The 24,668-nt window shown below is 55.0% G+C and carries 20 protein-coding genes and 1 pseudogene; 13 read left to right on the top strand and 8 right to left on the bottom strand.

Going from position 1 to position 24,668, the window contains the following annotated elements:
* Positions 1-5: 5 nt before the first annotated feature.
* Complete coding sequence (locus A3OW_RS0110230) at positions 6-1,763, bottom strand: multicopper oxidase domain-containing protein (protein ID WP_026223480.1); 1,758 nt, start codon at positions 1,761-1,763, stop codon at positions 6-8.
* 475 nt (positions 1,764-2,238) lie between these two features.
* Between A3OW_RS0110230 and A3OW_RS27800 the strand changes: the two genes are divergently transcribed.
* From A3OW_RS27800 to ettA, 4 genes are all read left to right on the top strand, one after another.
* Positions 2,239-2,391 (top strand): hypothetical protein, encoded by a 153-nt coding sequence (locus tag A3OW_RS27800; protein WP_157385867.1) that lies wholly within the window; start codon positions 2,239-2,241, stop codon positions 2,389-2,391.
* A 46-nt stretch (positions 2,392-2,437) separates the two neighbouring features.
* On the top strand, positions 2,438-2,878 hold the full coding sequence (locus A3OW_RS0110220; RefSeq protein WP_157385866.1) for a hypothetical protein: 441 nt from the start codon (positions 2,438-2,440) through the stop codon (positions 2,876-2,878).
* 354 nt (positions 2,879-3,232) lie between these two features.
* Positions 3,233-3,538: a (2Fe-2S) ferredoxin domain-containing protein gene (locus A3OW_RS0110215; RefSeq protein ID WP_020563347.1), complete on the top strand. Its 306-nt coding sequence runs from the start codon at positions 3,233-3,235 to the stop codon at positions 3,536-3,538.
* Positions 3,539-3,708: 170 nt separating this feature from the next.
* Positions 3,709-5,376, top strand: coding sequence for an energy-dependent translational throttle protein EttA (gene ettA, locus A3OW_RS0110210; RefSeq protein ID WP_020563346.1), 1,668 nt, complete (start codon positions 3,709-3,711; stop codon positions 5,374-5,376).
* Between the two features lie 202 nt (positions 5,377-5,578).
* On the opposite strand, the gene A3OW_RS0110205 is transcribed toward ettA, so the two are convergent.
* Complete coding sequence (locus tag A3OW_RS0110205) at positions 5,579-7,180, bottom strand: bifunctional aminoglycoside phosphotransferase/ATP-binding protein (protein WP_232422358.1); 1,602 nt, start codon at positions 7,178-7,180, stop codon at positions 5,579-5,581.
* A 360-nt stretch (positions 7,181-7,540) separates the two neighbouring features.
* Here A3OW_RS0110205 and A3OW_RS25955 point away from each other — a divergent pair, with 360 nt between their 5' ends.
* Positions 7,541-8,548 carry a major royal jelly family protein gene (locus A3OW_RS25955; RefSeq protein WP_232422357.1) on the top strand — a complete coding sequence of 336 codons (1,008 nt, stop codon included), beginning with the start codon at positions 7,541-7,543 and terminating at the stop codon, positions 8,546-8,548.
* 98 nt (positions 8,549-8,646) lie between these two features.
* Here A3OW_RS25955 and A3OW_RS0110195 read toward each other — a convergent pair whose 3' ends face one another.
* Positions 8,647-9,570 carry a LysR family transcriptional regulator gene (locus A3OW_RS0110195; protein ID WP_020563343.1) on the bottom strand — a complete coding sequence of 308 codons (924 nt, stop codon included), beginning with the start codon at positions 9,568-9,570 and terminating at the stop codon, positions 8,647-8,649.
* Positions 9,571-9,743: 173 nt separating this feature from the next.
* Here A3OW_RS0110195 and A3OW_RS29065 point away from each other — a divergent pair.
* From A3OW_RS29065 to ftsH, 6 genes and pseudogenes are all read left to right on the top strand, one after another.
* Positions 9,744-10,274: pseudogene (locus tag A3OW_RS29065) on the top strand (REP-associated tyrosine transposase).
* A gap of 72 nt (positions 10,275-10,346) precedes the next feature.
* Positions 10,347-11,405 (top strand): bacterial ammonia monooxygenase, subunit AmoB, encoded by a 1,059-nt coding sequence (amoB, locus tag A3OW_RS0110185; protein ID WP_232422356.1) that lies wholly within the window; start codon positions 10,347-10,349, stop codon positions 11,403-11,405.
* A 20-nt stretch (positions 11,406-11,425) separates the two neighbouring features.
* Positions 11,426-12,199 (top strand): bacterial ammonia monooxygenase, subunit AmoC, encoded by a 774-nt coding sequence (gene amoC / locus A3OW_RS0110180; RefSeq protein ID WP_026223479.1) that lies wholly within the window; start codon positions 11,426-11,428, stop codon positions 12,197-12,199.
* A gap of 22 nt (positions 12,200-12,221) precedes the next feature.
* Positions 12,222-13,436, top strand: coding sequence for an MFS transporter (locus tag A3OW_RS0110175; RefSeq protein WP_026223478.1), 1,215 nt, complete (start codon positions 12,222-12,224; stop codon positions 13,434-13,436).
* Positions 13,437-14,001: 565 nt separating this feature from the next.
* On the top strand, positions 14,002-15,333 hold the full coding sequence (locus A3OW_RS26400) for a sigma-70 family RNA polymerase sigma factor (protein ID WP_020563337.1): 1,332 nt from the start codon (positions 14,002-14,004) through the stop codon (positions 15,331-15,333).
* Positions 15,334-15,508: 175 nt separating this feature from the next.
* Positions 15,509-17,413, top strand: a complete 1,905-nt coding sequence (gene ftsH, locus A3OW_RS0110165) for an ATP-dependent zinc metalloprotease FtsH (protein WP_020563336.1) — start codon at positions 15,509-15,511, stop codon at positions 17,411-17,413.
* Positions 17,414-17,510: 97 nt separating this feature from the next.
* Here the strand turns inward: ftsH and A3OW_RS0110160 are convergent, their stop codons facing one another.
* The gene (locus A3OW_RS0110160; protein WP_020563335.1) at positions 17,511-18,500 is read right to left on the bottom strand and encodes a MerR family transcriptional regulator; all 990 of its coding nucleotides are present in this window, start codon (positions 18,498-18,500) and stop codon (positions 17,511-17,513) included.
* 237 nt (positions 18,501-18,737) lie between these two features.
* Here A3OW_RS0110160 and A3OW_RS0110155 point away from each other — a divergent pair, with 237 nt between their 5' ends.
* Positions 18,738-19,799, top strand: coding sequence for an NAD(P)/FAD-dependent oxidoreductase (locus A3OW_RS0110155; protein ID WP_020563334.1), 1,062 nt, complete (start codon positions 18,738-18,740; stop codon positions 19,797-19,799).
* Positions 19,777-20,364 (top strand): class I SAM-dependent methyltransferase, encoded by a 588-nt coding sequence (locus A3OW_RS0110150; protein WP_020563333.1) that lies wholly within the window; start codon positions 19,777-19,779, stop codon positions 20,362-20,364. Before A3OW_RS0110155 ends, A3OW_RS0110150 begins: the two co-directional genes overlap by 23 nt.
* Before the next feature lie 141 nt (positions 20,365-20,505).
* On the opposite strand, the gene A3OW_RS0110145 is transcribed toward A3OW_RS0110150, so the two are convergent.
* The 4 genes from A3OW_RS0110145 to A3OW_RS0110130 all read right to left on the bottom strand — a co-directional run bounded on the left by A3OW_RS0110145 (position 20,506) and on the right by A3OW_RS0110130 (position 24,665).
* Entirely contained in the window at positions 20,506-21,687 is a 1,182-nt protein-coding gene (locus A3OW_RS0110145; RefSeq protein ID WP_020563332.1) for an O-succinylhomoserine sulfhydrylase, read from the bottom strand.
* Positions 21,688-21,762: 75 nt separating this feature from the next.
* On the bottom strand, positions 21,763-23,271 hold the full coding sequence (gene purF / locus A3OW_RS0110140) for an amidophosphoribosyltransferase (RefSeq protein ID WP_026223477.1): 1,509 nt from the start codon (positions 23,269-23,271) through the stop codon (positions 21,763-21,765).
* Positions 23,272-23,298: 27 nt separating this feature from the next.
* Positions 23,299-23,790 carry a CvpA family protein gene (locus tag A3OW_RS0110135; protein ID WP_020563330.1) on the bottom strand — a complete coding sequence of 164 codons (492 nt, stop codon included), beginning with the start codon at positions 23,788-23,790 and terminating at the stop codon, positions 23,299-23,301.
* Positions 23,791-23,828: 38 nt separating this feature from the next.
* A complete protein-coding gene (locus A3OW_RS0110130) occupies positions 23,829-24,665 on the bottom strand; it encodes an SPOR domain-containing protein (protein ID WP_020563329.1) in 837 nt (278 codons plus the stop codon).
* Positions 24,666-24,668 lie beyond the last annotated feature (3 nt).

Raw genomic sequence — 24,668 nt, 5'->3', positions numbered from 1 at the left:
TAAAGCTATTTGGCCAGATTGTTTTTGACCAGATCGCGGACGTGGCTGTAGATCAATTGCCGCTTCGCGATGACCATGTAGCTGATGGAGCCGAGGATCACGCCGAAGAGCAATTTGCCGAAGAACGAACCTTCCTGTTCGGCCGTCGCAGCAACTGCAGCGCTTGCGCCCGGTTTGGGCGGAGGAGTGATTTGCACGGCTTTTTTCGCAGGCTCGTAGCCGGCTTTCAGATCCGGCAATCCCAGACTGTGCCAAGCGTCGTAATCCTGCCAGACCGGGTAGTTCTTCTGCCAGAACGACTTGCTGAAATACTGCGCCAGGCTCATGCCGTGGGAGGCGGGGATGCCTCTTTCGTCATAAAAGCCTTTGTAAACGACCAGGCTGATGTCGCCCCCTTCGCCCGTGCCGTTGGTAGTAAAGGCTTTTTCGACGTGGTCGTGGAACATCCAGATCCCCTGGCCGAAGCTGTGCAGGCCGTCGTCCACGCCGCTAAGCTCCAGATCCAGACGCTGCGCCGGCGTCAGCCCGTGCACGTCGCGGGTAATATAGGAGCCCGGGCCGTTGTCGACCCCGTCGTAATGGGTGACGGTCGGTTTATGGCCGTGAATGTGCAGTGCCAGCGTCTCGGTATGGCCGTTCAAAACGCGCAGTTTTATCTTTTCGTCCTTGTCCATGTGAATCAGCGATTCCCTCAGCGTATACGGGAAAGCGCGGCCGTTCAGCATGAAGTAGTCGTCGCTGGCATCGGTAATGTCATACTCCATGTTCATGTGTTTGGCGATCAGGCGCGGATCGTTGGCGGACCGGGCCACCAGTTCATGCAGTTCCTTGTCCGCGGACTGATAATGCAGATCGTATTCCCTGGCGTATTTTTCCAGCACGGCCACCGACGGATGACGCACTTGGCCGGCGCCGACGTTAAAAACTTGCACCCAGTTGTTCGGACGGTTTTCCTCGACCACAAGAATCCCTTGAAGTCCCATCGGAATATGGGTGTGAGGCTGCACATGGCAATGGTAGTACATCGTGCCGGGCTGACGCGGTTTAAGAACATACAGCTTGCTCTCGCCGGGCATTGTATCCATATTGCTGGTTTGAGCAACTCCTTCATTGCCTTCGCCGCCATGAGACATGAACGGATGATCGATGCCGTGCAGGTGAATCGAGTGCGGCAAATAATGGGTGTTTTCCAGGATCAGCCAGACGATGTCGTCCTGCTCGACGCGAATGACCGGCGACGGCGCGCGAAGCAAGGGGTTGGCGATCGGCTCGTACAAGCTCAGGGTGGACATGTCCCGCGTTTTCGGTGCGAACACCCAGAAAGTAGGCTGTATGCCGGGGGCGATATCGAATGTCGTTGCCAGCTCTTTACTATCCGGAGAATGGCCGTTGAGTTCGGCAATTTCCAGTTTGATAACGTATTTGTCGGGGTCGCCGTCGCCGTCCATGTCGTCCGATACGGTAATCGCATCGGCCGCCAGTTGCGTTTCCATCAGCGTATCCATCGAAATATTGTTGGTGCCCTTGACGAAGGCGGCGATTTCGGCCGGATTATCGGGATTGCACAGCCTGGACTCCTGAATGGTCACTCCATCGACGACTTGCGCCTCCCGCCATTTCGGATCGGTGAAATTCGAACAGACTTCCTCCACGGCGCCCATTTCGGCTTTGGCCGTGGGGGGCAGATCCGTGGCTGCCCGGCTCCCGGGATGAACAAGGAGCAAGAAGGTACTTCCGGCAAGGACAAGAAGTGTTTTATGCATACGATAACCTCGGAAAACTTCGCGTGTTAAAATTACCCGGCTCGCCGTGACGAGTATGGGAATTATTACCTTACATATTCTAACAAAATAAGGGAGCGAAGTCTTTCTTCGCCGCCTCTATTGATGAATCGATTGAGGACGTTAAACAACATCATCAAAAAAGGGAAAAATGAAGGAAGGATTTCATCAAATCAGGAATGGTTTTTTGGATTAGAGTATGAGGAATTGATAACGGTTAAAAAATGGTCGATGTGGATCGTGTCATTCCGCGATAAGGATGAAAAATCTTGTTTCATTGGGAATGAGCTTTCAACGCGGATAAGACACAATAAATCATCTAAAGTTCGTAGCAAGGCACCTGATTTCGGTAGAAATCCGGGCGGCTCAATGGCGCTCATTTTTACTTTTTAACCGTTTCTGGAAAGAGGGCGCCCGCTCAAGCCAATCGTCGTAGATTATGCGCAATGACACAATTATGCAAGCTCGAAATGATCTGCCGGACAACGCGCGCTCCAGCAGGACCGCCGCCGGTGTTTCCGGGTTTTTCAATGGTCATTCATTGGAAATTGCAGAAAACGATGTGGCTCCGAAGGTTAAAAAGAGTTTTTCAACTTCATTATTATTCTGAAATTTTCTAAAATGGCTTTCCTTCAATCAATCAAGAGGCGATCCCAATGAATAAATTTTATCGATCAATGACACCGCTCTTGCTTTTATTTCCTATGATGTGCGCTCACAGTGCAGAAACGGCGGATAAAACCGCGGCTCCGGCAGGCGATATGAAAATGAATCAGGGAATGGGCATGCAGCCGGGCATGCGTCCCGGAATGGGCATGCAGCAAGGCATGGGCATGCAGCAGGGAATGGGCATGGGTCCCGGTATGACCGAGGAGCAAAAAGATCAACAATTGCGGGAGTTTCAGGATCATTTATTAAAAATGCACGAGCTTTCCAATCAGATTTTGTCCGAAAAAGATCCGGCTAAAAAAGAGGAGCTCAAAGCGAAGCAAAGAGAGCTGATGAAAGCCCACCAAGCCCAAATGATGGAGCATCGCATGCAAAGGATGATGCAACATCAACAAAAGCCGCAACCGGAATCCAAGAATAAACAATAATTTTTGATTAGCCGAGAGTCCGTTATGTAACGGTCCTTTCTCGAAGAACGTTCATTCCGAATAAGCTGCCGTTCCGACTGGCACGACGGAACGGCAGTGAAAAACGATGAAACTTCTATGCCGTTCCAAGCTGGATACGGCCAAAAGGAAGAAAGGGAGAACCCATAACAAAGCCGGACTTGCCGTTTTCTCCTGAGTAAATGCCATCAGTCGGGCTGCCGTTTTTCTTGCGGAAACTCTGAATGGAGCGGTTCCAGAGTCAGGGAAATTATTCAGAGCCTCCTTGAGTACATTCTGATAAATTTGAGGTCCTATGGTTTATAATTTCGCAGAATTTTTTCAGGTCTGTTTTTTATGAGCTATTACCGATACCACGTGTTCTTTTGTACTCATCATCGCGAGGAGGGAGCTTGTTGCGCCAATCACGACGCTCAGGCTTTACGCGATTATGCCAAGGAGCAAGTCAAACAATTAAAATTGACGGGTCCCAGAAAATGCCGGGTCAACAACGCAGGCTGCATGGACCGCTGCAATAAAGGGCCGGTCCTGGTAGTCTATCCGGAAGGCGTATGGTATACCTATAAAAATAAAGAAGACGTTGACGAGATCATTCACGAGCATCTGCAACACGGACGGGTGGTCGAACGATTGAAGATCTAGCCGGCCTTGCTCGCAGCGGCGGGATGGGTAGACTGGTCGTGAACGGAAAGAGCAGTAAAGAAGATTTTTAGAGCATGCCCGCCGATGATCATCCAATCGGCGGACGCAACCAATCAAAGCCGCCCGGATAAGAGCGGTCCCGCGTTTATTCATTTATTTATTATTTCAAAATGGCGCAATACATTTATTCAATGAACCGGGTCGGAAAAATCGTTCCGCCCAAGAAACACATATTGAAAGACATCTCGCTGTCTTTTTTTCCCGGCGCCAAGATCGGCGTGCTGGGTTTGAACGGTTCGGGAAAATCCACCCTGCTCAGGATCATGGCCGGCATCGACAAGGACATCGAAGGCGAAGCCATACCGCTGAAGGGCACTCACATCGGCTATCTGCCGCAGGAGCCCCAGCTCGCCCCCAACAAGACCGTGCGCGGCAATGTGGAAGAAGCCGTGGCCGAAATCAAGGCGGTGCTGGACCGGTTTAACGAAGTGAACAACGCTTTCGCCGAGCCCGACGCCGATTTCGACGCCTTGCTCGCCGAACAGGCCGAGCTTCAGGAAAAAATCGAGGCGGCCGGCGCCTGGGAACTGGACCGCAAACTGGAAATCGCGGCCGACGCCCTGCGTCTGCCGGATTGGGATGCCGACGTCACCAAATTGTCGGGCGGGGAAAAACGCCGCGTGGCGTTGTGCCGCCTGCTGCTGTCGAACCCCGACATGCTGCTCTTGGACGAGCCGACCAACCATCTGGACGCCGAATCGGTCGCCTGGCTGGAGCGGTTCCTGCACGATTATCCGGGCACCGTGGTCGCCGTCACCCACGACCGCTACTTTTTGGACAATGTGGCCGGCTGGATTCTGGAACTCGACCGGGGCGCCGGTATTCCTTGGGAAGGCAATTATTCCAGTTGGCTGGAACAGAAGGAGAAACGCCTGGAACAGGAGGAAAAACAGGAAAGTTCCCGGCAGAAGGCGATGAAGGCCGAGCTCGAATGGGTCCGCTCCAATCCCAAAGGCCGCCATGCCAAAAGCAAGGCCCGTCTGGCCCGCTTTGAAGAGCTGTCGTCGGTGGACGTGCAAAAACGCAACGAAACCCAGGAAATCTACATTCCGCCCGGACCCCGGCTGGGCGACGTCGTGATCCATGCGGATCACATCAGCAAGGGTTTCGGCGACCGGCTGTTGATCAGCGATTTGAGTTTCAAACTGCCGCCCGGCGGCATCGTCGGCATTATCGGCCCCAACGGCGCCGGCAAGACCACGCTGTTCCGGATGATGGCGGGAATCGATCAACCCGATTCCGGAACGTTAACGCTGGGGCAGACGGTGCAACTGGCTTACGTCGACCAATTGCGCGACGACATGAATCCGAACAATACCGTTTTCGAGGAAATTTCGGACGGCCTGGACATGATTACCGTCGGCAAGTATGAAACGCCGTCGCGCGCCTACGTCGGCCGCTTCAACTTTAAAGGCTCCGACCAGCAAAAACGCATCGGCGATCTGTCCGGCGGCGAGCGCAACCGCGTGCATCTGGCCAAACTGCTGAAAAGCGGCGGCAACGTTCTGTTACTCGACGAGCCGACCAACGATCTCGACGTGGAAACCCTGCGCGCTCTTGAAGAAGCCTTGCTGGCCTTCCCCGGCTGCGCCGTCGTGATTTCCCATGACCGCTGGTTCCTCGACCGGATCGCGACGCATATTCTTGCATTCGAGGGCGACAGTCAAGTGGTCTGGTTCGAAGGCAATTATCAGGATTACGAGGCCGACCGCCACCGCCGCCTGGGCAGCGATGCCGATAATCCGCACCGGATCAAGTATAAAAAGCTGTCTCAGTAAGGCGTCGACAATACCCCTCGGCTTTTCGGCATTACCGGGCACACTGTCTTAATGCCGCTTTAGCTTTGTCGGCTGCCGTAATCTGTCGTTGTGGCCATGCTAACAAAGACCTGCCAGATTTTTAAAACCTGGCAGGTCTTTGGCAGGAAAATGAGTTCTAGCCATAATCTAAATTGCAGTAATGAACTGCCGATCACGTCGGCTAACTCGCTGTAAACCGATGAAATTCCGCCAGCTCGGCCAATAGCGTTGCCAATGCCTCGTCGCGTTCGCTGTCGATGGCGATAATCCTGTCCGCTTCTTCATCCGTCAGCCGCTCGGCCGTTTGCAATTGCCGTTCCAGTACGGCAAGCGTGGCTTCGGACGGATCGTTTTCTTGTTGCCGGCGATGCGCGATGCGTTGGTGCAGAGTTTCTTTCGAAGCCCGAACGTCAACGATAATGAATCGTGCGCCGGAGTCTGCGGCGAGTTTTCTAAATAACCGCCGCTGCTCCGATTTGAGAAAGGCGGCATCGATAATCACCGGAAAGCCGGCTGCGATCACTTCGCCCGCGAGTTCGGCCAGTTTCCGATAAGTCGCTTGCCCGGCCTGCGCCGTATAGAGCCCGGTATCGAGCCCGCTGCCGGAAGATTGCGTGGCCGCATAACCGTACAGCCGTTTGCGCTCGATATCGGAACGAAGCCATATTGCGCCGATTTTTTCGGCGAGCCGGCCTGCGATCGTCGATTTGCCGGATCCCGAGTAGCCATGGGTCAGGATCAGCAGGGGCGAGAGCGTTTCGGTAAAATGCTCGGCCAGCCCCATATATTCTTCGTATTCCGGAGACGGCTTCCAGTGGCCGTCGGTCCGATTCTTCTGTTCCTGTCTGAGCAGCGCCACTTTGGCGCGCACCAGCGCCCGATACACCAGGTAATAACGCAACAGCCGCAGTCCCCGGTAATCGCCGGTCGCGTGCAGATAGCGATTAAGAAAGCGGTAAGCGAGCGTATTGCAGTCTGCGTGCGACAGGTCGACGAGCAAGAAAGCGATTTCGCTGACGACGTCGATCCAGCGCAGCATCGGATTGAATTCGATGCAATCGAATAAAACGATCTTGCCGTTCAGTAACGTCATATTGCCCAGATGCAGATCGCCGTGGCATTCGCGCACATAGCCTTCAAGCTTGCGCTGCCGCATCAGTCCGGTCAAAGCCTGCCACTGCTGTAATCCCCAATCCTGGATTGCCTTAAGCTGGGCCAACTGCGGTTCTTCGGTGAGGCGAGGGTTGAGGTGATCGAAATTTTCGTCGAACCATTTTTTTATATTCTCGCTGTCGCCGTAAGGCGAATCCGGGTCTGCTCTGGCAACGTGTGCGTGAAAATCGGCAATCCTATCGGCCATTCCGTCGATCTCTTGTTCCGTCAATTGGCCTGTTTTCGCCAGCTCGGCCAGAATGAATCCCGAAGGAAACTGCCTTATTTTCACCGCGTATTCGATCGCCGGACCGTCACCGCCCATTTCAGGATGTTCCGGCGTGCCGGTGATCGGCACGACATCGAGATAAAGATCTTCGGTAAACCGCCGGTTCAGTCTTAATTCTTCACGGCAAAAAAAATGCCGTTTCTCCAGTGTCGAGAAATCGAGAAAGCCGAAATCGACCGGCTTTTTAATCTTGTAAGCGAAGTCGCCCGTCAGCAGCACCCACGAAATATGGGTTTCAACGAGACGGATTTCAGAGATCGGGTGGGGGTATTTCCCTCCTTCACATAAATTTTTGATCAACCGGTGGCTGTCATCCCGGTCGGAGGCTGAAGAAGTTGGCAATGCGTTATCCATAATGAATTCTGTAAAAGGAAAAGGGATAAGGTATAAAAATCCGAACTCGATCCGGGGTTCCGAAGTAGGGTTAAATTTGAACTGATATAACGAACAACAAAGCTGATTGTCTCGGTTCGGCTAATCAAAACATTGTAAAGATATCCAAGCGGTTTTAGCAAAAAAGCCGGCCCTATGTTACCAAGCGGCCATTAATAAAATCATCGTTTTTTCTCCTCTTTCAACAGCCCTCAACGGACATCCGAGATTCATAAATTTTATCAATGACAGTATGAGAAAACATCATTTAACGCCCGGGTTGCGCTTTAGTATGGTGTATTGGAACGCAACCAATAACGGGGTATGAAAATGAATCGTTTAATCAAATTTAGCGCTATCCTGCTTTTAGGAGTAACCTGGCGGGCAGGTGCCGAGGGCAATTCGAATTTCGAGATCTTGGCCAGCCTGGACCGGGGGCCGGGCAACGTCACTGTCACTCAGGAAGGACACGTCATCATGAGTCTGCATCAGTTTTACGCGCCCGAGTTCTCGGTGGTCGAAATGCAGTCGAATCATGCGCTGACGCCGTTTCCTTCGCCGGCATCCAGTGCTTTTGCCTCGCGATCGGCATTGAAGCTCGATTCGGTTCTGGGTATCCGTTCGGACAAAAACGGCGTCGTCTGGATGCTCGATAACGGCATGCGCGGTAAGTCCACCCCGAAATTGGTCGGTTGGAATGTCCGCACCGATCAATTGCACCGCGTCATTTACTTACCTCCTCCGGTAACGGGAGAACACGCTTTCGTGAATGATTTTGCGGTCGATCTGCGTCATCAGCGTATCTTCATCAGCGATCCGGCCGGCGGCAGCGACGCGGCGCTGATCGTGATCGATCTTGCGACCGGTGCCGCGCGGCGGGTGCTGCAAGGCCATTCCAGCGTGCTTCCGGAAAACGTCGATCTGATCATCGACGGAAAACCTATTCAGGTCAGGGAAGCGTCGGGCCGTTTGGTCAGGCCGCATATCGGCGTCAATCCGATCACGGAAGACCTGAACAACGAATGGGTCTATTACGGTCCGATGCACGGGCACAGCCTGTACCGGATCAAAGCGGCCGATCTAGCCGATGAAAATCTCGATGCAAAGACGCTGGCAAGCCGGGTGGAACGCTACAGCGATAAACCCATCTCGGACGGGATCACGATAGACGAGCGGAACAATATTTATCTCGGCGAACTGGCCGAAAACGCGATCGGCGTGATTTTGGCCGATCGAACTTACCGGCGGCTCGCGCAGTGTCCGCGCTTGTCCTGGGTCGATTCCTTCAGCTTCGGGCCGGAAGGCCGCTTGTATGCGGTGGTCAACCGGCTGTGCTGAACGGCGGTGAATCGGCATCGAAGCCGCCGTATTATCTGCTGAAAGTCAAACCGTTAGCGCCCGGTCTGCCGGGACGCTAAGCGCGGAATCTAAGCAATTCATAAGGCGGCAAAGGTCCGGCCGACGTCGGCGAGTTGCCCGCGCAGCCAGACCAGCGCCGGATCCTTGTCGCGCAAAGGATGCCAGATCATCGCCAATTCATAGTCCGGCAGGTCGACCGGGACCGGAAAAACGTCGAGCGCCGCGAAGCGGCTGAATTGCTCCGCGATCCGCTGCGGCAGCGACAGCATCATGTCGGTCTGCGCAACGATCAGCGGCGCGGACAGAAAATGCGGCACGATCAATTGAATACGCCGCTCGATGCCCATTTCCTGCAATTTCTGATCGATCAGGCCGATGGGACTTCCGGTCCTGGAAATCAGCATATGCGGCAACGCGACATAATCGGTCAGCGACAAACCGTTTTTCAACATCGGATGCTTCTTTCGGGCCAGACAGGCCATGCGGTCGCTGAACAAGGTCTGCCGATTGAGATGAGAGGGCGGGTTCAATACCGATTCAAAACCGAGCACCACGTCCAGGCTGCAGTTTTCGAGCGCGCCGTCCGGAAACGAGGCTTCGGTGCGTTTGACATGAATATCGATGCCGGGGGCAATTCGGCTGATCCGTTCGCATAGTGCGGGCAACGTCAGGATCTCCATGTAATCGGTCGCGGCCAGCACGAAGCGGCGCTGGCTGGCCAGCGGGTCGAATGCCGCCGGCGGCCGAATCAAATGCTCTACGTCTTTCAAGACGTCTTTAACGGGGCCGATCAAAACCAATGCCCTCGGCGTCGGTTTCATGCCGCTCGGCGTTTTGATCAGCAAGGGATCGTCCAGTTGCTGGCGCAACCGGTGCAGCTGGTGGCTCATTGCCGATTGGGTCACGAACATCCGTTCCGCGGCGCGGGTCACGTTCAGCTCCTCCATCAGCACGTCGAAGGCCACCAGAATATTCAGATCGAAATTTCTCAGCGAGGTCATAAAAAATATTTCCGGCAGGATAAAAACCGCATTGTCGCAATGTTTGTTGTCGGCTGCCTATTCTTGTGCATAGCTGATTTTTAAAATTATTATCATCCGATCAACATGTAGGCTGGGTTGAGGCTCGAAACCCGGCACCGCCAAACCTCACAAAGCTTTACTATGCTTGTCAAATGCGAACCTACAAACGTCTACGTACCTCCGGTGGCTGCTATTTCTTTACCGTCAACCTTGCCGAACGCCGAGACAGCGATCTTCTGATCCGCTATGTCGACAATTTGCGCGCCGCCTTCCGGCAGGTTCGCAGCGACCATCCGTTCAGGATCGACGCCATCGTGATTTTACCGGAACACCTCCATTGCATCTGGCAAATGCCTCCAAATAATCATGATTATTCCGCACGCTGGCGGTTGATCAAATCGCATTTCTCTCGATCGATCCCAAACGCTGAGATCATCTCGCCAAGCCGCCTTCGGAAACAAGAAAGAGGCATCTGACAGCGCCGTTATTGGGAGCATTGGATTCGAGACGACCAGGATTATCGCAATCATTTGGATTACATTCATTACAACCCGGTCAAACACGGACTGGTACAGAAGGTCAAAGATTGGCCGTATTCATCTTTTCATCGCTGGGTAAAGCGAGGTGTATATCCCGAAAATTGGGCGGCATCGCCGGAAATCGAGGATTGTGATTGGGAATAGCCTGCCCGGAACAGCGTTAGGCTGGAAATATCCCTGCGTAGGCTGGGTTGGAGCGATAGTGAAAACCCAGCCTTGCCAAAGGGAAAGCTGGGTTTCGTACCTCAACCCAGCCTACGGTACTGGCCGGTCAGCGTGCCGAAGCCGGAAGCGACCTTTCTGAATGTGTCGACACCGGGACCGGTGCTTATCCGTACCGAGCGTTGGCTGAACGGCAAGCCGTGGGTCAACTCGGTCACGCTACAGCCGGGCGGCGATTATGAATTCAAAATCGTGCTGAAAGGCCGTTTGCCGGGACGCTATCACATTCATCCGTTCTTCAACCTGAAGGATGCGGGTCAGGTGATGGGGCCGGGCGCCTGGCTTGATATTTCCGGAACGGCCGGCGATTTCAGCAACGACGTCAGAACGCTGAACGGCGACATCGTCGACATGGAAAGCGTCGGTCTCTTCAATGGCATCGGGTGGCACCTGTTTTGGGGCGTACTGGCGACGGGCTGGCTGCTCTGGTGGGTGCGCCGGCCGCTGTTCATTTCGCGCTACCGGATGCTGCAGGCCGGTATGGAAGAGGAGCTGGTCACGTCGACCGATCGCCTGATCGCCAAGGCCGTGCTGGTGGCAGTGCCCGTGGCCGTGCTGGCCATCAATGCGGTCACGATCCATCGCTATCCAAACGCGATTCCGTTGCAGGCCTCTTTGGACCGGATATTGCCGCTGCCTGCCCTGGTCAATGCGGGCCAGGTCGATGCCGAAGCGGTCAAGGCCGAATACGTCGTCGCGAAGCGGGCGATGATCTTTACCGTCCGAATCGATAACCGCAGCGACAAGCCGGTCCAGCTCGGTGAATTCAATACCGCGAACGCCGGCTTTACCAATACCGAACTGCCGGCCGTCTCTTCACGGTCTTCGTCAATCGATGCGGTTCTAAAGTTGGATGACAATACGCCGATACGCCCCGGCGAAGCGCGAACCGTCACCGTGACGGCGCAAGACGCCTTATGGGAGACCGAAAAACTGGATGGTCTGATCAACGATGCGGACAGCCGTGTCGGCGGCCTCTTGTTTCTTTACGCTAGCGAAGGCGGCGAGCGCTTTATTTCGAGCGTGTCCGCCGCCGTGATACCGAAGTTTTAATCATCAAGAGGAGAACCCTTATGGCTACCACATCAGAAAATATGCCCGCCGTCACGCACACCGGCAATCGGCTGCCCTGGTATTTGCAGGATTTGCCGAGATACCTGAAAACCTTCGGCGCACTGACCGTTATGTATATCGGCTTGCGTCTGTATCAGGGCGCTTTTGCGGTCTCGGCGGGGCTCGATTCGACCGAACCGGCGTTTGAGCGGTACTGGATGCGCTTGTTTTATATTGAGCTCGCGGTGATCGCCGTGGTAATGACCGGCCTCTGGGCCTATTTATGGTTCACTCGCGACCGGCAGTTGGACAAGCTGTCGCCGAAGGAAGAGATTCGCCGCTATTTCACGCTGACGATGTGGATCAGCATTTATACGTTCGCGGTGTATTGGGCCGGCAGTTATTTTGCCGAACAGGACAATTCCTGGCATCAGGTCGCGATTCGAGATACGCCGTTCACGGCCAACCACATCATCGAGTTTTACTTTAATTTTCCGCTGTACGTGATTCTGGGTGGCTGCGCTTGGTTGTACGCCAGAACCCGGCTGCCGCTGTACGCCAAAGGCATCTCGCTGCCGTTGACCCTGGCCGTGTTCGGTCCGTTCATGATCCTGGTCAGCGTCGGTTTCAACGAATGGGGACACACCTTCTGGTTTCGCGAAGAATTCTTCGCCGCGCCGATTCACTGGGGCTTCGTGATCGGGGTCTGGTTTGCCTTGGGCGTGGGCGGGATTTTGCTCCAGGGGGTTACAAGGTTGATCGAATTGCTCGATAAGATCGAAGATGCGGACTGACTTCGAGATGAATATAAACAGGATGGACTCCGCACCACGGAGGTTGCATTATGCCTGGATCGTGTTGGCGGTGACCTTTGTGTGCCTGTTTTTTTCCGCCGCACTCCGGTCGTTGCCCGGGATTCTGATGCTGGCGCTGGAACACGAGTTCGGCTGGAGCCGGGACGCCATCAGCGGCGCCGTGGCGTTAAATCTGTTGCTTTTCGGAATTTCCGGTCCATGGCTGGGGCGCGGGATGGATCTTTATGGTCCCAAGCGCGTCTGTATCGTCAGTGTTGCGCTGCTGGCCGTCGCGGCCGGTGCTTGTGCGATGATCAGAGAACTTTGGCAGTGGTATCTCTTGTGGGGAGTCATCGCCGGCATCGGGTCCGGAGGGACGTCGATCGTTGTCGGTTCGGCCCTGGTCAACCGCTGGTTTACGGAGCGGCGAGGGCTGGCGCTCGGGGTACTCGGGGCCGCGTTCTCATCCGGTCAACTGGTTTTTACTCCCTTGCTGATGCAGATCAACATGGACTTCGGTTGGAGGCCGACTTTTCTGCTATTGGCTGGACTGTTAGGATTGCTGGTGTTGCCGCTCTCGGCCTATTGGCTCGCTGACGAACCTATCCGGAAAGGGTGTCCTCCGTACGGTCATGCCGGCAGCGAGATCAAACCGGTGCCGGCCGATCCCGATCCGATGCGTAAAGCGATACGCCAATCCCGGTTTTGGCTGTTGGCGGGCAGTTTCGGCATTTGCGGCTTCACGACGTCCGGTCTGTTCCAGACCCATCTGATTCCACACGGTATCGAGCATGGCTTTACCGAAATGACGATGGCGGTATCGCTGGGATTGATGGGAGCAACCGACATTTTCGGCACCATTTTATCCGGCTGGCTGTGCGATCGTTTTGACAAAGGCCGATTGTTGACCATTTATTATGGTTTGCGAGGTCTGTCGCTGATGGGGCTACTTTTCGTGGACTCTATTGAACAAATGCTCTTGTTCTCGATGGTTTATGGTTTGAACTGGCTCTCCACGGTGCCCGCCACTTCGGCCCTGACCGCCGATTTGTTCGGCAAAAATAACGTCGGTGTCGTATTCGGTTGGATCTGCTGTGCCCATCAGATTGGGGCAGCATTAGCTTCCTACTCGGCGGGTTATGTCCACAGTATTCAGGGAAGCTACCGTTTGGCTTTTCTCTGCGCAAGCTTGTTTGCCTTATTAGCGGTTCTCATGGTTGTTAAAATCCGCAAATAATTAAGGCTCGACGTTTTAAGAAAATATCCAACGGTAAATCGGCCACTGCTTCCAGTCGGCTAAGGATTTGGCCAAAAATAGCTTCTCTAAACCATATAATGCTGGGTTGGAGCTTTGCGGAAACCCGGCATTGCCAAGATTGGGAAAAGCTGGGTTTCGTACCTCAACCCAGTCGGTGCTATTACTTTAAGAAGCAAAGCATGCATTGCCCGGCTTCGGATGTTGTCTTTAGAGAAATTAGAGAAATTAAAGCAAATCATTCAAATTGTCCATATATTGTATAATTAAAATTTGACGATGTTGTCAATAGTTGTTAAATTTCGTATCGAAAAGAATCGTTAAGTCGAATTTCTTTAAAACTTATACGGCAATGCTTTGTCTTATTAGCAACTGATATTGAATGGGTCCGTTGCCGACTCTAATTCTCGGTGAGGCGGAAGGTTCAGACGAATTCCCGGACCTGCCGCAAACCATAAAGACCAGAGACCGGGTGATTTTGTGATCCGTCTACAGAAAATGGTTCGGCGCGTAAGGTTCGGTTATGGTCCGGAAAGAGTTGTAGCGAATGCCTGTCAATATCTTCGAAAGTGAGGTCAAGAATAAAATGATCAGTAATTTTCAAACGGCTCGGGAATTGATCACCGAGAAAACCAGGCTGACGGAGGCTTTGTCCCGATTCCCCGTGTCCGCATTATACTTGTTGTTCAAATATGAACAACAATATGACAACACGGAGACAGAAACAGACGAAGAATCCGCGTGGTTGCCCGAGTCGGTCCCGGCTCTGACCGAGATAAAAAGATACTATTTGCAGGCCGTCCAGGAGGCGGCCGGCAGCGGTTCGGATTCCGCCGAAAGCCGGCGTCGCCTGTCCGAAGCCCTGAGACGCTTTCCGTTTTCTTTTCATGATTTGACCGGCTTGGTCGATGTGATCCTGACTTTCGATGAGTTGAGAAGAGTTCGTGGCGGCGCAGTCTGTCCCGGCGGGCCTGCCGATTCCAGCCGCCTGCTGAAACGCAGGGAACAGATGAAGCGGCGAACCGGTGCGGTCGACGGGCGCTTTTTCGATCTGTTGAAATGCTCCTTGGATGATTCGTTAAACGAATCGTTTCTGTTTTTGCAGAAGGAGGAAAGAGAGCAAATTTTGCCGGTCGTCATCGATTCGGAACATGAATGGTTATCTACCAGGAACAAGCTCGCTACGGCCAATTCTCGTCTGGTGTTATTCATTGCCAACCAATATAAAGGCGGATTTCTGGATTTTGACGATCTGGTTCAGGAAGGTCAGACAGGATTGCTCAGGGCGGTCGACCGTTACAATTATGAATTGGGATACAAGTTTTCCACCTACGCCGGGTATTGGATCAGGCAGGCCATGTCCAGAGCGTTGTCCCGCTGCGAGCGGGTGGTCAGAATACCCTGCGGCCAGTTGGAAATCATCAATAAAGTTTTTCGCGCCAGAGAGCAGTTTATTTTCCAACGAGGCATGGAGCCTTCCCTACAGGAACTGGCGGACTTTACTGGCTTGACCGGGGAGGAAATCCACACGGTTTTGACGATCTCGCAGTCTTCCGTTTCGCTGGAGGATTCGGACGAAGATGAAGAAAACAGTTTTTCCCCGGTCGATTTTCTGGAACAGCAGACATTTGCCCCCCCATTCGGCGATATCGCTCAGTCGGATCTTGAAAAATTGATAAGAAAGGCTATTAAATTATTGAATCCTCGCGAAGCCATGGTGATCTGCGGCCATTTCGGGATTCATTTCGGTCGGGAAATGACTTTGAAGGAAATCGGCAAGGAACTGAATCTGACCCGTGAACGGGTCAGACAAATCCAGGTAGCCGCCCTTAATAAAATGAAACTGTTTTATGGGGAGCAACTGACGGCTTGTTTATGAGACCGTTTCCGGCATGGATGTGGGAATGATTCGATTGTTGACAGCTTTTCCAAAAACTATTCTCCGATTTTCAGATAGAGGGACAAAACCCGTGCCGGATAAATCCGCAAGCAGACGCTGCAACACTGGCATGAGCGTTGTCATCCACGAGTCAATGTATGCCCCGGAGTAAATCATGAAGACAAACCTATTCAACCTTCTGCTGTGGGCCGCGGTCATCTCGGGATCGTTGCTGATTTTCAACCGGCTCAACACGGCGCCGCCGATGCAGGATTCGATTGCCTACTCGGAATTTCTGAGCATGGTCAAAACCAAGCAGATTGCCCGGGTCGAGATCATGGACAAGCACATCCGGATCCGCACCAACGAAGGGCAGGACTACGAGACGATCAATCCCGACGATCCGCATCTGATCGACGACCTGGTCAACGCCAGGGTGCAGATCCGCACCCTGGAGCCGCCCCGGCAGTCGTTCCTGATGCAGATTTTCATTTCCTGGTTTCCGATGCTGCTGCTGATCGCGGTCTGGGTCATTTACATGCGGCGCACTCAGGGCGGCGGCATGGGCGCCAGCAGCTTCGGCAAAAGCAAGGCGAAACTGCTCGAAGAAGACAAGCGCACGGTGACCTTCGCCGACGTCGCCGGCTGTGAGGAAGCCAAGGAAGAAGTGGTCGAACTGGTCGATTTTCTGTCCGATCCGCAGAAATTCCAGAAGCTGGGCGGGCAGATTCCCCGAGGCATTCTGATGGTGGGCCCGCCGGGCACCGGCAAGACCTTGCTGGCCCGGGCGATTGCCGGCGAGGCCGGGGTCAAGTTCTTCACCATTTCCGGGTCCGATTTCGTCGAGATGTTCGTCGGGGTCGGCGCCTCGAGGGTGCGGGACATGTTCGCCCAGGCGAAAGAGCACGCGCCCTGCATCATCTTCATCGACGAGATCGACGCAGTCGGCCGGCAGCGCGGCGGCGCCGGATTCTCGGGCGGCAACGAAGAGCGCGAGCAGACGTTGAACCAATTGCTGGTCGAAATGGACGGCTTTAACGGCAACGAAGGGGTCATCGTCATTGCCGCGACCAACCGCGCCGACGTGCTCGACAAGGCGCTGCTGCGTCCCGGCCGCTTCGACCGCCAGGTCAACGTCGGCCTGCCCGACGTCAAAGGGCGCGAACAGATCCTGAACGTGCACATCAAGAAGGTGCCGGCCGGGGCCGACGTCGAACTGAAATACATCGCCCGCGGCACCCCGGGCTTTTCCGGGGCCGATCTGGCCAATCTGGTCAACGAGGCGGCGCTGTTCGCGGCCCGCGCCAACAAGCAGGAAGTGACCATGGCCGACCTCGAGAAAGCCAAGGACAAGATCCTGATGGGCGCCGAGCGGCACACCATGGTGATGACCGAGGACGACAAGCGCCTGACCGCCTACCACGAGGCCGGCCACTGCATCGTCGGCCGTCTCGTGCCCGAGCACGATCCGGTGTACAAGGTCAGCATCATGCCCAGGGGGCGGGCTTTGGGCATCACCATGTTCCTGCCCGAGCGCGACCAGTACAGCGCCAGCAAGCGCAAGCTGGAAAGCCAGATCGCCAGCCTGTTCGGCGGACGCATCGCCGAGCAGATGATTTACGGCGGCGACCGGGTCACCACCGGCGCCTCCAACGACATCGAGCGGGCCACGGAGCTCGCGCGCAACATGGTCACCCGCTGGGGCTTTTCCGACAAGCTGGGGCCGCAGGTGTACGGCGAAGAGAGCGGCCAGCCGTTCATGGGCTACGCCTCGCCCGGCGCCAAGGTTTCCAACGAGGTGGCGCACCAGATCGACGAAGAGATCCGCGCGGTGATCGACCGCAATTATCAGAAGGCCGAACAGATCCTGACCGATCACCTCGGGATTCTGCACAAGATGGCCGAGGCCCTGATGAAATGGGAAACCATCGACAAGTATCAGATCGACGATCTGATGGCCGGCAAGGATCCCCGGCCGCCGATGGACGAGATCGATACCGGCATCCCATCGCCCGGACCCAAACTCGATAAACCCGACGACAAGAGCGTCAAGGCCGGTGAACCGGTGCAACAAGTTTGAGGTGCGCTCATTCAGGGGGGGCTTTAAGCCCCCTTTTTTTGAGAGCTTTCAAGAGAAAACAGATGAGAACGAATGCCGGCCGGAAAGCCCATCCGTTCTATTTCGAAATTTCGGAATTGTTGCCGTCTTTGGCGGCCAGTTGGTCAAGGTAATGTCTGAAGTATTGATAATTCTGGATCTTGGCCACTCCGATTTCATCCAGTACGGCTTCATAATAGCCGGCTGCTCTTCCTCCTACAATCAAAGCGACTTCATTGCCGATCAGTTTGCGCAGGCGCCTTAATTCTTTTTGTACGACCGGCTCTTCGGTACTGAAACTGATGCTGAGGGTAACCGCTCTTGCTTGGGTGAATTTGACCGCCGCGGCAATTTCTTCCGCCGGCAGATTGGGGCCGAGGTAGGTGACCTGCCAGTCTTTGAGTTCGGCCAGAATCGCTGCCAGCAGGGCGCCCAATTCATGATGCTGGCCGAGGGGCGTGCTGACCACCATGCGCGGGGCATTGGCAGGGCAGGGGGCGTTATTGCGCAGGATGTAGGTCAAAGAGCGTATAATCGACGACGCCATATGTTCGTGCACCGGCCTCAGTTCGCCGGTTCGCCAGCGTTCGCCGATCATCGTCAATAAGGGCTCCAGTAGATTTTCGATAAAAGCTTGCGAACCCAGTTCGACGATGGCGTGTTCGAAATGCGACTCCAGCGCTCGGGCATCGAAGTCGACCACGGCGGTGTAACATTTTTCGATATAATCATCGGCAAGAAATTTTCGTTCCCCGCTCAATGACGTTCCGGAGACTGGCGCCGCCGCTGCCGCCGGACCGGATTCGTCCTTTTGCAGAAGCTTTCTCAGCTCTTCAAGGGACAGACGGGCGATCTGGCTGATGCTGTGGCCTTGATTGGTAGCCTGATTCAATAATTTAAGACGGGCTATGTCCAGATCGGTGTAAACGCGATGACCGCCGGCGGTGCGTGACGGCACCACGGCCTGGTATCGGCGTTCCCATGCTCTGACCAGATCGGATTTGACCCCGGATCGCTTGGAGACCGTACTGATCAGATACTGCGCGGTATCGTCCTTAACATTCGTCATTAAGTGCTCCTTTGGCTCGGATAATACAATCAATGCAGTCAGCACGCTTTAATCAAGGCTGGACCCTACGAAGAGATGCTGAATGCCGGATTGTCATATATATCAAGTAAGCGTTTGAAATATCTATTTATTTTTGACAATTCCGCAGTTAGGCTATTGTACCATAACTTGTACATAACATAGACGAAATTTGTACCCGCCTGTTATTCGGGCGGTATTCCCATTCATTTGAATCGTATGAAGATTAATTTTTTAATCCTGGGCCAGGGCCTGTCGGGCAGTTTGCTGGCGCTGGAACTGATGCGGCGGCAACGCCGGGTGGTGGTTGTCGATAACGGCAGGGAAAACGCTTCGCAAGTCTCGGCAGGGCTGATCAATCCGGTGACCGGCATGAGGTTGGTCAAATCGGCCGACGTCGACTCGCTGTTGCCCGAAGCACGGCGATGTTATCGCCTGTTGTCCGATGATTTCCGGCAAGCGTTTTTTCAGGAAAAGCCGATGCTCAGGATTTTTCGGAATCCAGCGGAAAGGGATCAGGCGCTGCTGCGCCTGAACGATCCCGGCTACCGCGATTATCTGGGAGAACTGCATCCGCCCGGTCGTCTTGACATCGGCTTCAAGGCGCCGTTCGGATTCCTCGAGCAGAGGCAAACCGGCCATTTGCTGACCGAATCACTGCTCGAATGTCTGAAAAATTTTTTCATCGAACGGTCGTGTTACCGGCTCGCCGAAATGGATTACCGGGACATCGAACTCTCGCCGGTCTTGAAATGGCAAGACCTTTATCCGGAGCAGATCGTTTTTTGCGAAGGCTACCGGACGGCAGCCAATCCCTGGTTTTCCTGGCTGCCGTTCCAGCCTGCCAAAGGTGAAATTTTAACGCTGGAGCATCAAACCGCGTTGCCGGACCGGATCGTCAATTTCGGACATTGGCTGATTCCGCAAGGTTCCGGGCGAATCCGGGTCGGGGCTACTTTTGACCGCAATCGTCCGGATACGGCGCCTACCGAGTCGGGCAAAAACGAATTATTGTCGGCGCTCGGCCGGATGGCGCCGGATCTGACCGTCGGCGTCGTCGACCATCGGGCGAATGTCCGCCCAGGCACGCAGGACAAGCAGCCTTTTCTCGGCGTTCACCCGAAACTGCGCCGGCTTGCCGTCTTTAACGGTTTCGGCGCCAGGGGCAGCCTGTCGATTCCGGCTTATAGCCGGCAACTGGCGGATTTTTTGTTAAAGGATATTCCCGTTCCTCAACGATGCGACATCCGGCGGTATTATGCGACGCATTTCCCTGGTTGACAGCGCCCACGATCGGATCCGGCCCCGTTTGCATGAGGGCGATGTTGCCGTCGACGCTACGGTCGGCAACGGCTTCGATACGCTGTTTCTGCTTCGGCAAATAGCACCCTCCGGGAAAGTGTTCGGCTTCGATGTCCAGCAGGCGGCTCTCGACTCGGCGGCCGCTAAGGCGGACCGGGCAGGATGGCGCGATTGCCTGATCTTGCTGCGCGAGAGCCATGCCGGCATGGAAGAAAAAATTTCGGCGGAATTTCACGGCAGGATCAGAGCCTGCATGTTTAATCTGGGTTATCTGCCGGGCAGCGACAAGCGCATCATTACCGCAGCGGAGACGACCTTGCCGGCATTGAATGCCGCGGCCAGGCTCCTGGCTCCCGGCGGCATCCTGACCGTACTTGCTTATCCCGGTCATCCGGGAGGCGCCGAGGAAGCCCGGCAGGTTGAAGCATGGTGCGGAGCGGTGAATCCGGCGCAATTTTCGTCGACGGCGATTTTTTCGGACGAACACAAGGCTTCCGCGCCCAGGCTGTTTGTTGTCCGAAAAAAGGATGAAAGAGGTTTTTGACGAAATCGAGGAAGAAAATGGCCGCTTTAGCGCAATAACAGCAGGTCTTTTTTTATAAGTTCGACAAGGTTTAGAGTCGCAAAGCAAGCTTTGCGACTCTCGATAGTCCGGCAGCTTAACCTGGGCATTAAGGGAGAGAGGCTATAAGCCTCTCAAGAGGTCTTTCTTGATGTCCTCGATGTTTTCCAGACCGACCGAAACTCTTACCAGACCGTCCTTGATGCCGGCGGCGGCCCGGACTTCCGGCGTCAGGCGGCCGTGCGTCGTCGTGGCCGGGTGAGTAATGGTGGTTTTGACGTCGCCCAGATTTGCCGTGATCGACAGCATTTCGGTGGCGTCGATCAGCCGCCAGGCATGCTCTTTGCCGCCGCTCAGCTCAAAACTGACGATGGCGCCGAAATGGCTTTGCTGCCGGCGAGCCAGTTCGTGCTGGGGATGGGACGGAAGGCCGGGATAATAAACCCGGCTCACGCCCGGCTGCCGCTCCAGCCATTGAGCCAGCGCCAGAGCGTTGTCGCAATGCGCTTTCATCCGGACCGCCAGGGTTTCCAGGCCCGACAAAAAAACCCAGGCGTTGAACGGACTCATTGCGGCGCCGCCGGTGCGCAGATACGGATAAATCGATTTTTCGATAATCTCGCTGCCGGCGATCACCGCGCCTCCGACGCAGCGTCCGTGCCCGTCCAGATACTTGGTCGCGGAATGCACGACGATGTCGGCGCCGAGTTCGAACGGTTTCTGGAGGGCCGGCGTGCAGAAGCAGTTGTCGACGACGAGCAGACAGCCGTGCCGATGGGCGATGGACGCCAGTTCGGCGACGTCGGCGATTTCCGTCAACGGATTGGACGGCGTTTCCAGAAACAGAAAACGGGTATTCGGCCGGATGGCCGCTTCCCAGGCGGCAAGGTCGGTCAGGTCGACAAAGTCGGTGGCGACGCCGAACTTGCCGAAATAGTTCTGGAACAGCAGCACGGTATTGCCGAATACGCCGCGCGAGCAGACGACGTGATCGCCGGCTTTCAGCAAGCCCATGCCGACCGCCATGATCGCCGCCATGCCGGAAGCGAAAGCTAGGCAGCGCTCGCCTTTTTCCATCAGCGCCAGCCGTTCCTGAAAGGCGGCCACGGTCGGATTGGTAAAGCGGGAATAGACGTTGCCCGGCAGTTGTCCGGTAAAACGCAAAGAAGCTTCTTCCGCGCTGTTGAACACATAGCTGGACGTAGCGAAAATGGGCAGACTGTGTTCGCCTTCATGGGTCCTGTGATGGCCGGCCCGGATGGCTTGCGTTTCCAGAGAATAGTCGTTCCAGTCGATTTCGTTCATGATGTCTCGGAGAGTAGGTTGGGTCGGCGACGACAACCCGACAAGATAGGTTGTTAAATCTGTCGGGCTTGCCGATTATTGGCAATTCTGCATTTCGATAATGAAATTTTCCGAATTGCGCTGGCTTTGCGCATGATCATTGCGCAAGGCTTCGATGCGAGCGAGATAGTCGTCGTCGATGTCGCCGGTAATGTACTCCTTGCTGAAGCAGGAAGTGTCGAAATGTTCGATGGCGGTATTGCCCTTGCGCACGGCTTCGATCAGGTCCTGAAGATCCTGGTAAATTATCCGATCGGCGCCGATCGCCTTGCACACTTCCTCTTCGGTCAGGTTATGGGCAATCAATTCGTGCGCCGCCGGCATGTCGATGCCGTAGACGTTCGGATAGCGGACCGGCGGCGCCGCGGAGGCAAAATAGACTTTTTTGGCGCCTGCGTCCCGGGCCATCTGAATGATCTGTTCGGACGTCGTGCCCCGGACCACCGAGTCGTCGACCAGCAAAACATTCTTGCCTTCGAACTCGAGGCCGATCGCGTTCAATTTTTGTCTGACCGATTTTTGCCGCATTTTCTGGCCGGGCATGATGAAAGTCCGGCCGATATAACGGTTTTTGATGAATCCTTCGCGGAATTTCACGCCCAACCGATTGGCCATCTGCAACGCAGCCGTGCGGCTGGTGTCGGGGATCGGAATCACCACGTCGATGTCGTGATCCGGCCATACCCGCTGAATTTTCTCGGCAAGCTTCTCGCCCATTCTAAGACGGGCCTTATACACCGAAATATCGTCGATGATCGAGTCGGGGCGGGCAAAATAGACGTATTCGAAAATGCAGGGGCAGTGATCGACCTGGTCCGCGCACTGCCGGGTATGCAGTATGCCGGACTCTTCGATGATAACGGCTTCGCCGGGTTCGATGTCCCGAATCAGATCGAAGCCGAGTACGTCGAGGGCGACGCTTTCCGATGCAATCATGAATTCGGAGCCCTTGTCGGTTTTGCGTTCGCCGAAAACGACCGGCCGGATGCCGTGGGGATCGCGGAAGCCGAGGATGCCGAAACCGGCGATCATGATCACCACCGCATAGGCTCCCCGGCATCGGCGATGGACGCCGCGCACCGCCTCGAACACGTCGTCGACGGTCAAATGCAGCTTGCCGAGGCTCTGCAATTCGTGCGCAAACACGTTCAGCAACACTTCGGAGTCGGAATCGGTATTGATGTGGCGCTGGTCTTCGACGAACAGCGCTTTTTTCAATTCTTCGGTATTGGTCAGATTGCCGTTGTGCGCCAGGGTCAGGCCGAACGGGGAATTGACGTAAAACGGCTGCGCTTCGGCCGAACTGGTGCAGCCGGCGGTCGGATAACGGACGTGGGCGATGCCCATGTTGCCTCTCAATTTCAGCATCTGGGCATTGGTGAATACGTCGCGGGCGAGCCCGTTGTCCTTACGCAAGTGCAATCGCCCGTTTTCACTGGTAACGATGCCGGCGGCATCCTGTCCGCGATGTTGCAGGACTGTCAGTGCATCAAATAACTCCTGATTGACGTTTTGATGAGAAACAATAGCAGCTATACCACACATTTTTATCGACCTGAAAATTAAAAATAACTAACTGAAATGAATGTACCCGCCGATTCCTGACGGAATATGATCCCGGCTCCAGACGGCCACCGATTGAAAAGGCGGAATCAATCGGGATTCCAGCCACCAGGAATCCTTCGGCAGAGGCGTCAGTCCGCTTAACAGGACAATCGCAGCAACGATAATCAAGCCGCGGACCAGGCCGACCATCATGCCCGCCGCATGGCCCAGCAGCGTTACCCTGTCTTTTGTTGTTCCTTCAGCCATTAGAAAAAATATCAAACCGGCGAAAATTCGGGTGATCGTCAGCATCAGAACAAACGAGGCGGCCATTCTGGCCGGCGGGTGAGCCACGGCCGTCTGCAGAAAGGCCGAAAATTCCAGGGCATAGCACCAGGCTATGCCGAGAGCCAGCAACCAGCCCAGCAGCGACCGCATTTCCTTGTTGCCGCCGCGCGCCAAACCGACGATAAAATAAATGCCGACCAGCCCAAGAATGGCATAGTCTACCCAAATCATACCCGAGAAAAGAGCCACGGAAACTCAACCCTTAGACATCATTCGGCAATTATGATCGATTTGATGTTTTGTTTGTTGAGCCGGTTCTTGATTTCGATGGCCCGCTTTTTATCGAGCTGGGGGCCCACTTTGAGCCGGTATAAGGTGCCTTTATCCGTATTTTGCGTTTCCATCAGTACGGGCAGTCCCTGTTTTTGCAAATCCGCCAGACGGGCCAGTGCATTTTCCTTCTTACCGAAGCTGCCGGCCTGAATATACCATCGGCTCAGTCCTTTGCCGGCTTTGGAAGCTTCGGTTTTCGGCGCTGCGGCGGATTTTTTGACCGGAGGCGCCACGGGCTCGGTAGCCGATTTGACCGGCGCCGGTTTGGCCTGCTCTTCCAGACTTTCGGAAATTGAAGACGGAGACGGAGGCGGAGTGGGTCGCTTGTGTTCCGTCGGCTTGGCCGGGGCGGGGGATTCCACGGCTTCGGCTTCCGCCGGCGCAGGAGCCGAAACGTCTTCAGCCGCCGGTTCCGGTTCTGCTTCGACGGATTTTTCTTCAACCCACTGTTGATTGTCGACGGGTTGCCCGGTATCTTCGGTTACCACCACTTCCGGCTCGCTGTTTTCCGGCGCTTGAGGCTCCGGCTCGCGCGCGGCGTCTTGGGTTTCCGCTTCGGCTTCAAGCGGCTGCGACGTTACTTCCCCGGCGCTGGCCGGCAGTTTGTTCGCCGGGGCTTCGGCGGTGACGGCGGGCGTTTGCGGAATGCTCATTTCGCTCACTGCCTTGCCACTGTCGTCGATCGGATCGTCGAACAGCATGGGAATAAAAATGGCCGCCAAGGCGGTGACTACGGCCGCTCCGATCAAACGTTGTTTTAATTCCTGGTCCATATC

Origin of the sequence: Methylosarcina fibrata AML-C10 (assembly GCF_000372865.1) — a bacterium.
Lineage (GTDB): Bacteria > Pseudomonadota > Gammaproteobacteria > Methylococcales > Methylomonadaceae > Methylosarcina > Methylosarcina fibrata.
This window is presented reverse-complemented; position numbering and strand designations above follow the sequence as displayed.

What these genes read in the sequence shown, in the direction of transcription:
- A3OW_RS27800 (WP_157385867.1), top strand. Translation starts at nt 2,239, where the DNA reads ATGCAAGCTCGAAATGATCTGCCGGACAACGCGCGCTCCAGCAGGACC.
- ftsH (WP_020563336.1), top strand. Translation starts at nt 15,509, where the DNA reads ATGAAGACAAACCTATTCAACCTTCTGCTGTGGGCCGCGGTCATCTCG.
- A3OW_RS0110155 (WP_020563334.1), top strand. Translation starts at nt 18,738, where the DNA reads ATGAAGATTAATTTTTTAATCCTGGGCCAGGGCCTGTCGGGCAGTTTG.
- A3OW_RS25955 (WP_232422357.1), top strand. Translation starts at nt 7,541, where the DNA reads ATGAATCGTTTAATCAAATTTAGCGCTATCCTGCTTTTAGGAGTAACC.
- purF (WP_026223477.1), bottom strand. Translation starts at nt 23,271, where the DNA reads ATGTGTGGTATAGCTGCTATTGTTTCTCATCAAAACGTCAATCAGGAG.
- A3OW_RS0110160 (WP_020563335.1), bottom strand. Translation starts at nt 18,500, where the DNA reads ATGACGAATGTTAAGGACGATACCGCGCAGTATCTGATCAGTACGGTC.
- amoC (WP_026223479.1), top strand. Translation starts at nt 11,426, where the DNA reads ATGGCTACCACATCAGAAAATATGCCCGCCGTCACGCACACCGGCAAT.
- A3OW_RS0110230 (WP_026223480.1), bottom strand. Translation starts at nt 1,763, where the DNA reads ATGCATAAAACACTTCTTGTCCTTGCCGGAAGTACCTTCTTGCTCCTT.
- A3OW_RS26400 (WP_020563337.1), top strand. Translation starts at nt 14,002, where the DNA reads ATGCCTGTCAATATCTTCGAAAGTGAGGTCAAGAATAAAATGATCAGT.
- A3OW_RS0110220 (WP_157385866.1), top strand. Translation starts at nt 2,438, where the DNA reads ATGAATAAATTTTATCGATCAATGACACCGCTCTTGCTTTTATTTCCT.
- A3OW_RS0110130 (WP_020563329.1), bottom strand. Translation starts at nt 24,665, where the DNA reads ATGGACCAGGAATTAAAACAACGTTTGATCGGAGCGGCCGTAGTCACC.
- A3OW_RS0110145 (WP_020563332.1), bottom strand. Translation starts at nt 21,687, where the DNA reads ATGAACGAAATCGACTGGAACGACTATTCTCTGGAAACGCAAGCCATC.
- A3OW_RS0110135 (WP_020563330.1), bottom strand. Translation starts at nt 23,790, where the DNA reads ATGATTTGGGTAGACTATGCCATTCTTGGGCTGGTCGGCATTTATTTT.
- A3OW_RS0110215 (WP_020563347.1), top strand. Translation starts at nt 3,233, where the DNA reads ATGAGCTATTACCGATACCACGTGTTCTTTTGTACTCATCATCGCGAG.
- A3OW_RS0110195 (WP_020563343.1), bottom strand. Translation starts at nt 9,570, where the DNA reads ATGACCTCGCTGAGAAATTTCGATCTGAATATTCTGGTGGCCTTCGAC.
- A3OW_RS0110175 (WP_026223478.1), top strand. Translation starts at nt 12,222, where the DNA reads ATGGACTCCGCACCACGGAGGTTGCATTATGCCTGGATCGTGTTGGCG.
- A3OW_RS0110150 (WP_020563333.1), top strand. Translation starts at nt 19,777, where the DNA reads ATGCGACGCATTTCCCTGGTTGACAGCGCCCACGATCGGATCCGGCCC.
- ettA (WP_020563346.1), top strand. Translation starts at nt 3,709, where the DNA reads ATGGCGCAATACATTTATTCAATGAACCGGGTCGGAAAAATCGTTCCG.